This is a genomic window from Micromonospora sonchi (assembly GCF_014646235.1).
Taxonomy (GTDB): Bacteria; Actinomycetota; Actinomycetes; order Mycobacteriales; family Micromonosporaceae; genus Micromonospora; species Micromonospora sonchi.
In genome coordinates this window covers 51,222-64,622 of sequence record NZ_BMNB01000018.1, presented here as the reverse complement: position 1 = coordinate 64,622, position 13,401 = coordinate 51,222, and the positions used below count along the sequence as shown (strand labels likewise).

Annotated in this window: 16 protein-coding genes; 1 reads left to right on the top strand and 15 read right to left on the bottom strand. The window is 70.0% G+C overall.

All coding sequences use genetic code 11. The features are described 5' to 3' along the window. Positions 1-108: 108 nt before the first annotated feature. The 3 genes from IEY61_RS19555 to IEY61_RS19545 form a co-directional block, all read right to left on the bottom strand. Positions 109-1,077, bottom strand: a complete 969-nt coding sequence (locus IEY61_RS19555) for an aldo/keto reductase (RefSeq protein ID WP_189046405.1) — start codon at positions 1,075-1,077, stop codon at positions 109-111. A gap of 66 nt (positions 1,078-1,143) precedes the next feature. Next, complete coding sequence (locus IEY61_RS19550; RefSeq protein WP_189046403.1) at positions 1,144-2,823, bottom strand: ATP-binding cassette domain-containing protein; 1,680 nt, start codon at positions 2,821-2,823, stop codon at positions 1,144-1,146. 57 nt (positions 2,824-2,880) lie between these two features. After that, a complete protein-coding gene (locus IEY61_RS19545; RefSeq protein WP_189046400.1) occupies positions 2,881-3,486 on the bottom strand; it encodes a class I SAM-dependent methyltransferase in 606 nt (201 codons plus the stop codon). Between the two features lie 127 nt (positions 3,487-3,613). Here IEY61_RS19545 and IEY61_RS19540 point away from each other — a divergent pair, with 127 nt between their 5' ends. Then, a complete protein-coding gene (locus IEY61_RS19540; protein WP_189046398.1) occupies positions 3,614-4,699 on the top strand; it encodes a hypothetical protein in 1,086 nt (361 codons plus the stop codon). Between the two features lie 14 nt (positions 4,700-4,713). On the opposite strand, the gene truA is transcribed toward IEY61_RS19540, so the two are convergent. The 12 genes from truA to secY form a co-directional block, all read right to left on the bottom strand. Continuing rightward, positions 4,714-5,544, bottom strand: a complete 831-nt coding sequence (truA, locus tag IEY61_RS19535; protein WP_189046396.1) for a tRNA pseudouridine(38-40) synthase TruA — start codon at positions 5,542-5,544, stop codon at positions 4,714-4,716. Positions 5,545-5,624: 80 nt separating this feature from the next. Next, entirely contained in the window at positions 5,625-6,182 is a 558-nt protein-coding gene (rplQ, locus tag IEY61_RS19530) for a 50S ribosomal protein L17 (RefSeq protein ID WP_189046394.1), read from the bottom strand. Positions 6,183-6,216: 34 nt separating this feature from the next. Continuing rightward, entirely contained in the window at positions 6,217-7,239 is a 1,023-nt protein-coding gene (locus tag IEY61_RS19525) for a DNA-directed RNA polymerase subunit alpha (protein ID WP_189046392.1), read from the bottom strand. A 96-nt stretch (positions 7,240-7,335) separates the two neighbouring features. After that, positions 7,336-7,962 (bottom strand): 30S ribosomal protein S4, encoded by a 627-nt coding sequence (gene rpsD, locus IEY61_RS19520; RefSeq protein ID WP_189046390.1) that lies wholly within the window; start codon positions 7,960-7,962, stop codon positions 7,336-7,338. A 14-nt stretch (positions 7,963-7,976) separates the two neighbouring features. Beyond that, positions 7,977-8,384, bottom strand: coding sequence for a 30S ribosomal protein S11 (gene rpsK, locus IEY61_RS19515; protein ID WP_189046387.1), 408 nt, complete (start codon positions 8,382-8,384; stop codon positions 7,977-7,979). A 129-nt stretch (positions 8,385-8,513) separates the two neighbouring features. Then, complete coding sequence (rpsM, locus tag IEY61_RS19510) at positions 8,514-8,894, bottom strand: 30S ribosomal protein S13 (protein WP_189046385.1); 381 nt, start codon at positions 8,892-8,894, stop codon at positions 8,514-8,516. A gap of 272 nt (positions 8,895-9,166) precedes the next feature. After that, positions 9,167-9,280 carry a 50S ribosomal protein L36 gene (gene rpmJ / locus IEY61_RS19505; RefSeq protein WP_089005225.1) on the bottom strand — a complete coding sequence of 38 codons (114 nt, stop codon included), beginning with the start codon at positions 9,278-9,280 and terminating at the stop codon, positions 9,167-9,169. 91 nt (positions 9,281-9,371) lie between these two features. Beyond that, the gene (gene infA, locus IEY61_RS19500) at positions 9,372-9,593 is read right to left on the bottom strand and encodes a translation initiation factor IF-1 (RefSeq protein WP_007073013.1); all 222 of its coding nucleotides are present in this window, start codon (positions 9,591-9,593) and stop codon (positions 9,372-9,374) included. Between the two features lie 229 nt (positions 9,594-9,822). Then, a complete protein-coding gene (locus tag IEY61_RS19495; RefSeq protein ID WP_229706073.1) occupies positions 9,823-10,386 on the bottom strand; it encodes a DUF1707 SHOCT-like domain-containing protein in 564 nt (187 codons plus the stop codon). A gap of 99 nt (positions 10,387-10,485) precedes the next feature. Beyond that, complete coding sequence (map, locus tag IEY61_RS19490) at positions 10,486-11,325, bottom strand: type I methionyl aminopeptidase (protein ID WP_189046383.1); 840 nt, start codon at positions 11,323-11,325, stop codon at positions 10,486-10,488. Positions 11,326-11,414: 89 nt separating this feature from the next. Next, positions 11,415-12,068 (bottom strand): adenylate kinase, encoded by a 654-nt coding sequence (locus tag IEY61_RS19485; RefSeq protein ID WP_189046381.1) that lies wholly within the window; start codon positions 12,066-12,068, stop codon positions 11,415-11,417. Between the two features lies 1 nt (position 12,069). Beyond that, entirely contained in the window at positions 12,070-13,392 is a 1,323-nt protein-coding gene (gene secY, locus IEY61_RS19480) for a preprotein translocase subunit SecY (RefSeq protein ID WP_189046379.1), read from the bottom strand. Positions 13,393-13,401: the final 9 nt, after the last annotated feature.

The window sequence follows — 13,401 nt, the reverse complement described above, 5'->3', positions numbered from 1 at the left end:
CCCACCTCCAATCCGCGATCTTGCACTTTTCGTCGCCGCCTATCGGACATAAGGCGCGAACCAGCGACGAAAAGTGCAAGATCGGCGCGGAGGTGGGGTGGGTTCGGTTCAGCGGTCGAGGACGGCGCGCAGCGCCTTGAGGTCGGCGTCGCCGGGCTGCCAGGAACCGGCCGCCGCGTTGGCGCGTACCTGCTCGGGCGTGGTGGCTCCGGCGATGACCGAGGTCACCGCCGGCTGCGCGGCCAGCCCGCCGATCGCCACGTGCAGCATCGAGATGTCCCGCTCGGCGGCGTACGCCTCGATGCCCTCGATGGTGTCCCAGTCGGCTGCGGCGAGCCGTTGGGCGTACCGGCCGCCGCCGGCGAGCCGGCTGCCCGCGGGCGGCGCCTCGCCGCGCTTGTACTTGCCGGTGAGCAGGCCGTTGGCCAGCGGGAAGAACGGCAGCATGCCGAGGCCGAACCGCTCGCAGGCGGGCAGCACCTCGATCTCGGCGTCCCGGTTGAGCAGGCTGTAGTGGTTCTGCGCGCTGACGAAGCGGGTCAGCCCCCGGGTCTTCGCCGTCCAGTCGGCGTCGGCGATCTGCCAGCCGGCGAAGTTGGAGTTGCCCAGGTAGCGCACCTTGCCAGCGCGGACCAGGTCGTCCAGGGCGGCCAGCGTCTCGTCGATCGGGGTGCCCGGGTCGGGCTCGTGGAACTGGTACAGGTCGATGTGGTCGGTGTCCAGTCGGCGCAGCGACGCCTCGACCGCCCGGACGATGTATCGCCGCGAGCCGCGTACCCCGAAGTCCCGTCCGTTGTCGCCACCCATCGACATGCCGAACTTGGTCGCCACCACCACGTCGTCCCGGCGTCCCTTGAGGGCCGCGCCGAGCTGCGCCTCCGACGCGCCGTGCGGCTCGCCGTAGATGTCGGCGGTGTCGAAGAAGTTGATCCCGACGTCGAGGGCTGCGTCGACCACCGCGCGGGTGCCGTCGAGGTCGAGTTTGCGGCCGAAGTTGTTGCAGCCGATCCCCACCACGGACACCACGAGCCCGGAGTCGCCCAGCCGGCGATAGGTCATCTCACTCACGAGATCCACCATATGCCGGCGGACCGGACATGGTCGCCGAGCCGGGCACAGCCCGCACGCCGGGAAGCCGGACGATCACGCCACGTCCCACACCGGCTCGTCCGTCTCCACCACTTCGCCGTCGCCGCGAAAGAGCAGGAAGCGGTCGAAGGTCCGGGTGAACCAGCGGTCGTGGGTCACCGCGACCACCGTGCCGGAGAACGCGGCCAGCCCGGCCTCCAGCGCCTCGGCCGAAGCCAGGTCGAGGTTGTCGGTCGGTTCGTCGAGCAGCAGCAGGGTCGCCCCGGACAGCTCCAGCAGCAGCACCAGGAAACGCGCCTGCTGCCCGCCGGAGAGGGTGCCGAAGCGCTGGTCGCCCTGCCCGGCCAGCTCGTACCGGCTCAGCGCGGCCATCGCCGCGTGCCGGTCCATGCCGGCCCGGTGCTCATCACCCCGCCAGAGGATCTCGACCAGCGTCTTCGCCATCAACTCCGGCCGGTCGTGGGTCTGTGAGAAGTGCCCTGGCCGGACCCGCGCGCCGAGCCGGGCCACCCCGTCGTGCGCCACCGGCGCGAGCGCCACCGCGTCGTCGACCGGGCCGTTAGCCGGGTCGGGGTCGGTGCCGCCCCGGGCCAGCAGCCGCAGGAAGTGCGACTTGCCGGTGCCGTTGGCACCGAGCACCGCCAGCCGGTCGCCGTACCAGACCTCCAGGTCGAAGGGGTAGGTCAGGCCGTCGAGCTCGAGCTGCTCGCAGATCAGCGCGCGCTTGCCGGTCCGCCCGCCGGTCAGCCGCATCCGGATGTCCTGCTCCTTCGGCGGTACGGGCGGCGGCCCGGCCTCCTCGAACTTGCGCAACCGGGTCTGCGCAGCCTGGTAGCGCGAGGCCATGGCGGCGTTGTACGCGGCCTTCTGCTTGTACATCAGCATCAGCTCGCGCAGCTTCTCGTGTTCCTCGTCCCACCGTTTGCGTCTCTCGTCGAGGCGGGCGTGGCGGGAGACCCGGGCCGCGTGCCAACTGGCGAAGCCGCCCGGATGCACCCAGGCGCTGCCACCTTCCACCGCGACCACCCGGTCGGCGGTCTGCGCCAGCAGCTCCCGGTCGTGCGAGACGTAGAGCACCGATTTGCCGGACTCCCGCAGCCGCGCCTCCAGCCAGCGCTTGCCGGGCACGTCGAGGAAGTTGTCCGGCTCGTCGAGCAGCAGCACCTCCTCCAGGCCGCGCAGCAGCAGCTCGAGCGCGAAGCGCTTCTGCTGCCCGCCGGAGAGGGTGCGGACCGGGCGGTGCCGGGCGGTGTCCCAGGGCAGGTCGAGGACGATGGTGGCGACGGTGTCGAAGAGCACCTCGGCGTCGTACCCGCCGGACTCTCCCCAGGCGGCCAGCGCGTCCGCGTACGCCAGTTGGGTCTTGCCGGCGGCGGTGCTGTACTTGCCGCGCAGCTCGGCCGCCCGCATGGCCGTCTCGGTTTCGGCCAGCCGACGACCGGCGTCGCGCAGCGCCGGCGGGGCCAGCGAGAGCGCCAGGTCGGCCAGCGTCGACTCGTCGCCGATCATGCCGATGAACTGGCGCATCACGCCCAGCCCGCCGGTGCGCGCGATCGCGCCGGTGCGCACCGGCAGGTCATCGGCGACCATCCGCAGCAGCGTCGTCTTGCCGGCGCCGTTCGGTCCGACCAACGCCACCTTGGCGCCCTCGCCGACCCGGAACGACACGTCGGCGAAGAGTTCCCGCCCGTCCGGCAGGACGTACCCGACCGCCGCCACGTCCACGTATCCCACCCGGGCATCCTGCCGCCAGCCGGGTGGTCGCGCCAACCAATTACCCGCGCCAGCGGATCACCGCGTAATGCGGAGCACCCGGAAACCCTTCTGGCTGGCATGCCGTTCGACCTGCCAGCCCTGCTCGACGAGCCACCGTTGCAGCGAGTCGCCGCCGAGGTGGCGGGCCACCACCAGCCAGGCCACCCCGTCCGGAGCCAGCCGGGGCAGCCAGCGCCGCAGCAACTGGTGCAGTTCGTCCTTGCCGACCCGGATCGGCGGGTTGGACCAGAGCTGTGCGAATTCGAGGTCGGCGGGTACCTCGTCGGGTGCTGCCACCCGCACCTGGTCGCCGACGCCGAGCCGGGCCGCGTTGGACGCGGTGAGTTCCCGCGCCCGCTCGTTGACGTCGACCGCCCAGACGGTCGCCGCCGGCGCGACGGTCGCGAGCACGCCGGTGATCGGGCCGAACCCGCAGCCGAGGTCGAGCAGCGCGCCGGTGGTCGCGGGACCCGGCAGCTCGGCCTTGCGCAGCAGCACGGCGGTGCCGGGGTCGAGGCGGGTCGCCGAGAAGACCCCGGCCGAGGAGGCCAGGGCGTAGTCCCGACCGGCGACGGTGAACTGCACCTCGCGCGGTTGGGCGGGCGTGCTGGGTTCGGCGGTGAAGTAATGGTCCCCGGTCACGCCGGCCATTCTCGCATCGGGCCCGAAGCATCGGGCGTCACGGGCGCCCGCGGGCGACGCATCGACCATCCGCCACGATTTCCCGAAAATACCAACTAAAGGGACAATTACCCCTACTCTGGATGGCATGGTTTATCGGCACGAATCCGATGAGGACGCACACGTCCCGCACCGGGAGGACGAGCCCGTCGCGCAGTCGCCCGAGACCGGCCCGCCACCCCCGGCCGGGCCATCCCCGTCGCGTTTCCCCGCGCCGTCGCTGCCACGCCCCAATCAGCTGATCCTGCCCTCGGCCGCGCCACCGCCACCGCCGTCGCCTCCTCAGCCGGCACCGCGATCCGCGCCGCCGTCACAGTCGCCTCCTCAGCCAACCCCGGCCGCCCCGCCGCCGGCCGCAGCCGCCCCGCCGCCGGCCGCAGCCATGCCACCGCCGCGCGCCGGTGGCGGCCGCGGCTGGCAGGTGGCGATCGGTGGCGCCGCCGTGCTGGTGCTGCTCGCACTCTTCGGTCTCACCGCCGCCGCCCTGCTCGACCGGCGGCAGCCGAACGCCCCGGCGGCAGCCCCCGACCCCACCGTGCAGACCACCCGGGGCACCGCGGCGAGCGACCTCGACTCCCGCGACACCGACCAGGCGCCGCTCACCGCTCGTGAGGTCTTTCCAGGCAACAGCATCGCGGTCGGCGAAAGCCGCGCGGAGTACGAGGTGCGGCGCACCCAGTCCAGCGGCAGTTGCCCGGTGGCCGCCACCGGCGAGCTGGCCGACCTGCTGGTACGGCTCGGCTGCAACCAGGTGGTCCGGGCCACGCTGCGCGCACCCGACGAGGAGTATCTGGTCACCGCAGGGCTGTTCAACCTGACCGACCGGTCCAGTGCCGAGCGGGCCCGGGAACGGATCCGCCTGATCCTCGACGAGCGGCAGGGCCGATTCCGCGGGCTGTCGGCGGGCGACGAGACCGAGGTCATCGCCACCGCACCGGCCCGGGTCGGCTGGCAGGTACGCGGCCACTACCTCGCATACGCGGTGGTCGCCCGCACCGACGGCACGACGATCCGCTCGGGCGACACCCGGGTCCGCGAGATCCTGTTCGACCTGCTCGAACTGCACCTGAACCGGGGCGTGCTGGACCGGCGGGCCGCCGGTGGGATCGCCAACCAGCCGACCGCCGAACCCACCGAGGGCACCGGCAACCAGGGCGAGTCCACCGAGGACTGAACGGCGGGCGGTCGTCAGGCTTCGGCCGACACCCGGAGCCGGCGTGTGATCTCGGCCCGGCGGGCGTACTCGGCGGGATCCTCCGGGTAGCCCACCGCCACCAGCGTCAGTCCGTGGGCCGGTGCCACGGACACCTCGCTGGAGCGTTCCCGCCGGGTGAGCAGACCGGCCGGCCACTGGACCGGCCGTCGCCCCTCCCCCACGGCCAACATGGCACCCACCAGGCTGCGCACCATCGCCTGACAGAACGCGTCGGCCTGCACGGTGGCGACGAGGACACCATCGGCGTCGCGCCGCCAGTCCAGCCGGGTCACCTCCCGCAGCGTGGTGGCGTTCTCCTTGCGCCGGCAGTACGCGGCGAAGTCGTGCTCCCCCACCAACCCGGCCGCGGTGGCGACGAGCCGGTCCAGGTCGAGCGCCCGCGGCCAGGCCAGGATCTCGTGTCGACGCAGCGGCTCCGCCCCCCACGGCGTGTCGGTCACCCGGTACTCGTACCGGCGGAAGGTGGCCGAGAAGCGGGCGTCGAAAGTGGCCGGCACCGCGGTCATCGCCCGGACCCGCACGTCGGGCGGGAGTAACCGGGCGAGCCGGCGCAGCAGGGTGCCCTCGTGCGCCTGCCAGACCTCGCCCGGCAGGTCGAGATGGCAGACCTGCCCGGCGGCGTGCACCCCGGCGTCGGTACGTCCGGCGACGGTCAGCCCGCTCGCCGTACCGGTGCCGAGGATCCGATCCAGCGCCGCGACCAGCACCCCGGCCACCGTGCGCCGGTCGGGCTGGACGGCCCAGCCGGAGAAGCCCGTGCCGTCGTACGCGACCTCCAGCCGCAGCCGGATCCGCTCGTCCACGTCGTACCTCCTAATGCCGGGGTCAGGAACGGGTCGGGCCCGGCACCCCGATGGGGTGCCGGGCCCGACGACGGCCTGGATCAGGCCTTGCCTTCCTCGGTGGCCAGGTCGCTGTCCTCGCGGGCGGCGGCGGTGTCACCGGACGCCGACACCGGGGCCTCGGCGTCCTGGTCGGCCGGCTCCGACGCCGGGGTCTCCTCGGCCGGGGCCAGCGCCTCGACCTTGTCCTGCTGGGCGGCCTTGCGGGCGGTCTTCCGGTTCGCCGTGGGCTCGGCGACCTGAAGCTCCTCGACCAGCTCGATGATCGCCATCGGTGCGGCGTCACCCTTGCGCGGGCCGGTCTTCACGATCCGGGTGTAGCCGCCGTTGCGGTTGACGTACCGCGGCGCGATCTGGTCGAACAGGGTGTAGACCACGTCCTTGTCCCGGACCACGGTCAGCACCCGCCGACGCGAGGCGAGGTCGCCCCGCTTGGCCTTGGTGATCAGCTGCTCGGCGAGCGGACGCAGCCGCCGGGCCTTGGTCTCGGTGGTCTTGATCCTGCCGTGCTGGAACAGCGAGGTGGCCAGGTTGGCCAGCATCAGCCGCTCGTGCGCGGGGCTGCCGCCGAGGCGGGGGCCCTTGGTGGGCGTGGGCATGCTTGGTGCTCCTCAGGTGTGGCGGCAGCGCGGACTAGAGCTGCTCGGTCTCGCGGTAGTCGTCGGTGTCGTAGTCGGCCTCACCGAAGGCGTCCACGACATGCGCCGGGTCGAAATTCGGAGCCGAGTCCTTCAGCCCCAGACCCATCCCGGCGAGCTTCATCTTGACCTCGTCTATTGACTTCTGGCCGAAGTTACGGATGTCGAGGAGGTCGGCCTCGGTACGCCCGATGAGCTCACCAACGGAGTTGATGCCCTCGCGCTTGAGGCAGTTGTAGGAGCGGACGGTCAGGTCCAGCTCCTCGATCGGCAGGGCCAGGTCCGCCGCCAGCTGCGCGTCCTGCGGAGACGGGCCGATGTCGATGCCCTCCGCAGTCTCGTCCAGTTCCCGGGCCAGGCCGAAGAGCTCCACCAACGTCGAACCGGCGGAGGCCAGCGCGGTACGCGGGCCCATCGACGGCTTGGTCTCCACGTCGATGATCAGCCGGTCGAAGTCGGTCCGCTGCTCGACCCGGGTCGCCTCGACGCGGTACGTCACCTTGAGCACCGGCGAGTAGATCGAGTCGACCGGGATCCGGCCGATCTCCGCGCCCGCCTGCTTGTTCTGCGCCGCCGTGACGTAGCCCCGGCCCCGCTCGACGGTCAGCTCCATGTCGAGCCGGCCCTTGCCGTTGAGGGTGGCGAGCTTCAGGTCCGGGTTGTGCACCGAGACACCGGCCGGAGGCTGGATGTCGCCGGCGGTCACGTCGCCCGGGCCCTGCTTGCGCAGGTACATGCTGACCGGCTCGTCGTGCTCGGAGCTGACGCAGAGCTCCTTGATGTTCATGACGAGCTCGACCACGTCCTCCTTGACCCCGGGGATCGTGGTGAACTCGTGCAGCACACCGTCGATCTTGATCGAGGTGACCGCCGCACCCGGGATGGACGACAGCAGCGTACGCCGCAGCGAGTTACCCAGGGTGTAGCCGAAGCCGGGCTCCAACGGCTCGATGGTGAACCGGGACCGGGTCTCGTTGACCGGCTCCTCGGAAAGGGTCGGTCGCTGGCTGATGAGCATGTTTTCTCTTCTCTTCCGGGGCGCCCGCCATATGACGCCCACGACACGAACTGTTCCGGTGGCCCGCCCCAGCGGGCGGGCCACCGCAACGAGCCCTTACTTGGAGTAGAGCTCGACGATCAGCTGCTCCTGGACCTGGGTGTCGATCACCTGGCGGGCCGGGAGCGAGTGCACGAGGATCTTCATCTGGCTCGGGATGGCCTCCAGCCACGCCGGGACGCTCCGCGAACCGGCCTCGCCCTGCGCCACCAGGAACGGGGTGAGCTCCTTGCTCTTCGCCCGCACCTCGATGATGTCGTGCTCCTTGAGCCGGTACGACGGGATGTCGACCTTCTGGCCGTTCACCGTGAAGTGACCGTGCTTGACCAGCTGACGGGCCATGTCCCGGGACTTGGCGTAGCCGGCCCGGTAGACCACGTTGTCCAGCCGCGACTCGAGGATCTGCAGCAGGACCTCACCGGTCTTGCCCGGCTTGCTCACTGCCTCCACGTAGTAGCCGTGGAACTGCTTCTCCAGCACGCCGTAGACCCGGCGAGCCTTCTGCTTCTCACGGAGCTGGAGCAGGTACTCCGTCTCCTTGGTGCGGCCGCGGCCGTGCTGCCCGGGCGGGAAGGGCCGGGACTCGAACGGGCACTTCGGGCCATCGCACTTGCTGCCCTTGAGGAACAGCTTCATCTTCTCCCGCCGGCAACGGCGGCAGTCAGCACCGGTGTAACGAGCCATCTCTCTCTAACCTCTCAGACCCGGCGACGCTTCGGCGGACGGCACCCGTTGTGCGGCTGCGGAGTGACGTCGGAGATCTGACCGACCTCCAGGCCCACTGCCTGCAGCGAACGGATGGCGGTCTCCCGGCCGGAGCCGGGGCCCTTGACGAACACGTCGATCTTGCGCATGCCGTGCTCCATGGCCCGACGCGCGGCGGCCTCGGCGGCCATCTGCGCGGCGAACGGGGTCGACTTGCGGGACCCCTTGAAGCCGACCTGGCCCGCGGAGGCCCAGGAGATCACGGCACCGGTCGGGTCCGTGATGGACACGATGGTGTTGTTGAAGGTGCTCTTGATGTGCGCCTGCCCGTGGGCGACGTTCTTGCGTTCCTTGCGCCGGACCTTCTTGGCGGCGGCTCCGGCACGAGCCTTCTGTGGCATAAGTCTGTGCGCTCCTGATTAGGTTCTCGATCGGGTTCCGGTCTCTCGCCCCGCTACTTCCGTAGACACCGGCTCCGGTTGGAGTCCGGCCGACCTCGGCGGAGAAGGACCAGAATTCCGGTTTAAGAACTACTTCTTGCCGGCCTTCTTCTTGCCGGCGACCGTCCGCTTCGGGCCCTTGCGGGTCCGGGCGTTGGTGCGGGTCCGCTGTCCACGGACGGGCAGGCCCCGGCGGTGCCGAATGCCCGCGTAGCAGCCGATCTCGACCTTGCGGCGGATGTCAGCGGCGACCTCGCGGCGCAGGTCGCCTTCAACCTTGTAGTTGGCCTCGATGTGGTCACGGAGCTGGACCAGCTCCTCGTCCGTGAGGTCCCGTGCGCGCTTGTCCGGCGAGATGCCGGTGGCGGCGAGCGTCTCCAGGGCGCGGGTGCGACCCACGCCGAAGATGTAGGTGAGCGCGATCTCCATCCGCTTCTCGCGGGGAAGATCCACGCCGACTAGACGTGCCATGTGCGGGCGTACTCCTTGTGGTTTCTTCCGGAGGTGTGGACCCGTCCCACCCCGCCACCGACCGTTCCGTTCGTCCGGCGCGGTGTCGCGCCGGCGAGGAGGATCGGTCGCTGCCCGAGCGGGCCCCGGCCTCCGACCGGGGGTCGACCACGAGTGCGTACGCGCTGCGCACCGCTCGCGGCTGGGACGAGCATGTGAAATGTGTGTTGGCTGGATCTGCCGCCGGGCTTCGCCTCGACCCGCCGTCGATCACCCGGCCGGTCGGTACGGGCTCAGCCCTGGCGCTGCTTGTGGCGCGGGTCGGCGCAGATGACGATGACCCGGCCGTGCCGGCGGATCACCTGGCACTTGTTGCAGATCCGCTTGACGCTCGGCTTGACCTTCACGGTTGCCTTACTTCCCATCTGGCCCGGCACCCACGTGGCGTGACACCGGACATCGAAGACGGACACGGGACGTTCCCGGCCGCCGCCAGGATTACTTGTAGCGGTAGACGATGCGCCCGCGGGTCAGATCGTACGGCGAAAGCTCGACGACGACCCGATCCTCCGGCAGGATGCGGATGTAGTGCTGCCGCATCTTGCCACTGATGTGAGCCAGAACCTTGTGGCCGTTGGCGAGCTCCACCCGGAACATGGCGTTCGGCAGGGGCTCGATGACCCGACCTTCGATCTCGATGGCTCCGTCTTTTTTCGGCATGTCCTCCGCTGTCCTGACGTCGGTTACTCCGGACGGCTCACAACGTCTTACACGGGTGCCTGACCAAGATCAGATAGCCCGCGCCAGCCGCGGCTCCGCGTCCCACCGAAGCGCTTGGTGGGCATGGCGGAGTGGACGCTGCGCGCCGATCAGAAAGTGTACGCCCGCCTGCATGCCGTCGCCAAACCGACCGGCCAACAAGCCCGGGACAACGGGACAAACGTGACGTTCAGGCCGTCTCGTCGTCGAGTTGCTGCTGGCGGAGAGCCTTGCGGTCCTGCTTGAGCGACTTCTTCTCCGCCTGCTGGCGCTGGCGGCGTTCCTGCTTGGCCGCCGCCCGTCGGGGCTCACCGCTGGCCAGGCCGCTGACGGTGGCGACCAGCACCACCGCACCCCAGGGGCCGGCCACCCAGCCCGGCCAGAAGTACAGCATCTCGCCGGTGGCCAGCGAGGTGGCCCCCCAGATCGCCACCGTCATGGCGACCACGGTGAGCCACGGCCGCCAGAGCTCGGCCAGCCAGCGCGCGGTCACGCCCCGCTCGCTGCCCGGCGCCGGCCGGCCATCCTCCCGCTGGGCCGGCACCGCGCCCGCCGCAGGCGCCACCGCGCCCACTGGTGGCAGATCGTCGACCAGGGCGTCCAACTCGGCGTACGTGCGGGCGGCGTAGACCCGCTGCAACCGCTCGTCGTACTCGTGCAACTGAAGCCGGCCCTCGTCGAGGGCGGCCCGGAGCCGTTCGGCAATGGCCTGCCGGTCCGAATCCGCTGCCCGCATGCCGTCCCGCCCGTTCATACCGGCAAGCATGCCATCGTGCCGCCACACCGGAAAAGCCGCGGCTCGCCCCCGAAACGGAGTCGGTGCCGCGTTGATCAAAAGTTCGGGTCCGACCCGTCAGTTGCTCGGCTGGCGGTTGGTCACCAGGTCGCCGAGTCGGGCCCGTCCACCGTCCGGGGCGGTCAGCACCCAGACCCCGTCCGGCAGCAGCGCCATGCTGTGCTCGACGTGCGCCGCCCGCGACCCGTCCCGGGTAACCACGGTCCAGCCGTCGGCGAGTTCCGCGGTACGGGGCGAGCCCATGGTGATCATCGGCTCGATGGCCAGCGCCATGCCCGGCACCAGGCGGGGGCCCTTGCCCGGCCGCCCATGGTTGAGCACGTGCGGGTCCTGGTGCATCTCGGTGCCGATGCCGTGCCCGCCGTAGCCGTCGACGATGCCGTACCGACCGGCCTTGCGTACCGCGTTCTCGACCGCGTGGGAGATGTCGGTCAGCCGGCCCTTGCCGCTCGCCGCGCCACGGGCGGCTGCGGCGATGCCGGCCCACATCGCGTCCTCGGCGACCTCGGCCATCCGCAGCAGGGCCGGGTCGACCTCGCCCACGCCGACCGTGATCGCCGCGTCGCCGTGCCAGCCGTCGAGCACCGCCCCGCAGTCGATCGAGATCAGATCGCCCTCGGCGAGAACCTGCGTGGGGGACGGGATGGCGTGCACGATCTGCTCATTGACCGACGAGCAGATCGATGCCGGGAAGCCGTGGTAGCCCTTGAAGGAGGGGAAGGCACCGGCCTTGCGGATCGTCGCCTCGGCGATCGCGTCCAGGTCAGCCGTGCTCACTCCGGGAGCGACCGCCTCCCGCATCCGGCGCAGCGCCTCCGCGACCACCAGGCCGGCGGCTCTCATCTTCTCGATCTGCTCGGGGGTCTTCAGCTGGATGTCCAGCTGGGGACGACGCATGGAGGCGTTACCTTTCGTTGCCGACACAGCGAGGCACGGCGGACGTACCCCGCCGTTCGCACTTTATCCGGCCGGCCATCGAGCCGGCGTCAGCCCCCGTACGATCGGAGAGCGTCGATCGCGCGGACCGTGACGTCCTCGACCGGGCCGGTGGCGTCGATGCCGACCAGCTTGCCCTGGGCACCGTAGTAGTCCACCAGTGGCGCGGTCTTCTCCGCGTACTCCCGCAGGCGGGCGGCGATGGTCTCCGGCTTGTCGTCGTCGCGCTGGAACAGCTCGGCGCCGCACCGGTCGCAGATGCCCTCCCGGGTGGTCGGGTCGAACTCGACGTGCCAGATCTTGCCGCAGCCACGGCAGGTGCGGCGGCCGGAGAGCCGCCGGATCACCTCGTCGTCGTCGACCACCAGCTCCAGCACGAGGTCCAACGCGGTACCCAGATCGGCGAGGAGCTTGTCCAGCGCCGCCGCCTGCGGAGTGGTCCGCGGGAAACCGTCGAGGAGGAAACCATCGCCGGCGTCGGGCTCGGCCAGCCGATCCCGCACCATGTTGATGGTGACCTCGTCCGGCACCAGCTTGCCGGCGTCCATGTAGCGCTTGGCTTCTACGCCCAGCGGCGTGCCCTGCGATACGTTGGCCCGGAAGATGTCGCCGGTCGAGATCTTCGGCACGGAGAGGTGTGCGGCGATGAACTCTGCCTGAGTGCCTTTGCCCGCCCCCGGCGGGCCAACCAGAACCAGTCTCATCCTACCGCAGGAACCCTTCGTAGTTCCGCTGCATCAACTGGCTCTCAATCTGCTTGCTGGTCTCCAGAGCCACGCCGACCATGATCAGCACAGCGGTCCCGCCGAACGGGAAGTTCATGTACTGCTGCCGGTCCAGCCAGATGAAGAAGAAGTTCGGCAGGATCGAGATGATCGCGAGGTACAGCGCGCCCGGCAGGGTGATCCGGCTGAGGATGAAGTCCAGGTAGTCGGCGGTCGGCTTGCCGGGGCGGATGCCCGGCACGAAGCCACCGTACTTCTTCATGTTGTCCGCGACCTCGGTCGGGTTGAACGTGATCGAGACGTAGAAGTACGTGAAGAAGATGATCAGCAGGAAGTAGACCGCGATGTAGATCGGGCTGGTCGGGTCGACCAGGTTGTTCTGGATCCACACCTGGGTCTTGCCGGGGTTGTTCTGGTCGAAGAACTGGAGCGCCAACTGCGGGAGGTAGAGCAGCGACGAGCCGAAGATGACCGGAATCACACCCGCCTGGTTGACCTTCAGCGGGATGTAGGTCGAGGTGCCGCCGTACATCCGCCGGCCGATCATGCGCTTGGCGTACTGCACCGGGATGCGGCGCTGGGCCTGCTCGATGAAGGTGACCGCGGTGATGACCACCAGCACCAGGGCGATGACGAGGAAGAACTTCCACCAGCCCTGGCTCTCCTTGATGCGCCAGCCCTCGCTGGGCAGCCGGGCGGCGATCGAGGTGAAGATCAGGACGGACATGCCGTTGCCGACGCCGCGGTCGGTGATCAGCTCACCGAGCCACATGACCACACCGGTGCCGGCGGTCATCGTCATCACCAGGATGGAGAGGGTCAGCCAGTCCGGGATGCCGGTGCCGGTCGGGATGATCTCCTCGTTGCACATGTTGTTGAACAGCTGGCCGGAGCGGGCCAGCGCAACGAAGGCCGAGGCCTGCAGGACACCCAGTCCCAGGGTCAGGTAGCGGGTGTACTGAGTGATCTTCGCCTGACCGGCCTGACCCTCCTTGCGGAGCTGCTCCAGGCGGGGAATCACCACCGTCAGCAGCTGCAGGATGATCGACGCGGTGATGTAGGGCATGATGCCCAGCGCGAAGATCGAGAGTTGCAGCAGCGCGCCACCGGAGAAGAGGTCGAGCAAGTTCAGGACGCCGGTCGAGCCCTGGACGGCCTCCAGACACTTCTGCACGTTGCCGTACGAGACGCCTGGGCTGGGCACCGTGGCACCGAGCCGGTAGATCGCGATGATGCCGACTGTGAACAGCAGCTTCTTGCGCAGGTCAGGCGTACGGAACGCACTGAGAAAGGCGGACAGCAACTTCTTCCT

Excerpts from the sequence above, each read along its gene's own strand:
- infA (WP_007073013.1), bottom strand. The coding sequence starts at position 9,593 with ATGCCGAAAAAAGACGGAGCCATCGAGATCGAAGGTCGGGTCATCGAG.
- rpsM (WP_189046385.1), bottom strand. The coding sequence starts at position 8,894 with ATGGCACGTCTAGTCGGCGTGGATCTTCCCCGCGAGAAGCGGATGGAG.
- rplQ (WP_189046394.1), bottom strand. The coding sequence starts at position 6,182 with ATGCCCACGCCCACCAAGGGCCCCCGCCTCGGCGGCAGCCCCGCGCAC.
- rpsK (WP_189046387.1), bottom strand. The coding sequence starts at position 8,384 with ATGCCACAGAAGGCTCGTGCCGGAGCCGCCGCCAAGAAGGTCCGGCGC.
- IEY61_RS19495 (WP_229706073.1), bottom strand. The coding sequence starts at position 10,386 with ATGAACGGGCGGGACGGCATGCGGGCAGCGGATTCGGACCGGCAGGCC.
- map (WP_189046383.1), bottom strand. The coding sequence starts at position 11,325 with ATGCGTCGTCCCCAGCTGGACATCCAGCTGAAGACCCCCGAGCAGATC.
- rpsD (WP_189046390.1), bottom strand. The coding sequence starts at position 7,962 with ATGGCTCGTTACACCGGTGCTGACTGCCGCCGTTGCCGGCGGGAGAAG.
- IEY61_RS19525 (WP_189046392.1), bottom strand. The coding sequence starts at position 7,239 with ATGCTCATCAGCCAGCGACCGACCCTTTCCGAGGAGCCGGTCAACGAG.
- IEY61_RS19485 (WP_189046381.1), bottom strand. The coding sequence starts at position 12,068 with ATGAGACTGGTTCTGGTTGGCCCGCCGGGGGCGGGCAAAGGCACTCAG.
- IEY61_RS19540 (WP_189046398.1), top strand. The coding sequence starts at position 3,614 with ATGGTTTATCGGCACGAATCCGATGAGGACGCACACGTCCCGCACCGG.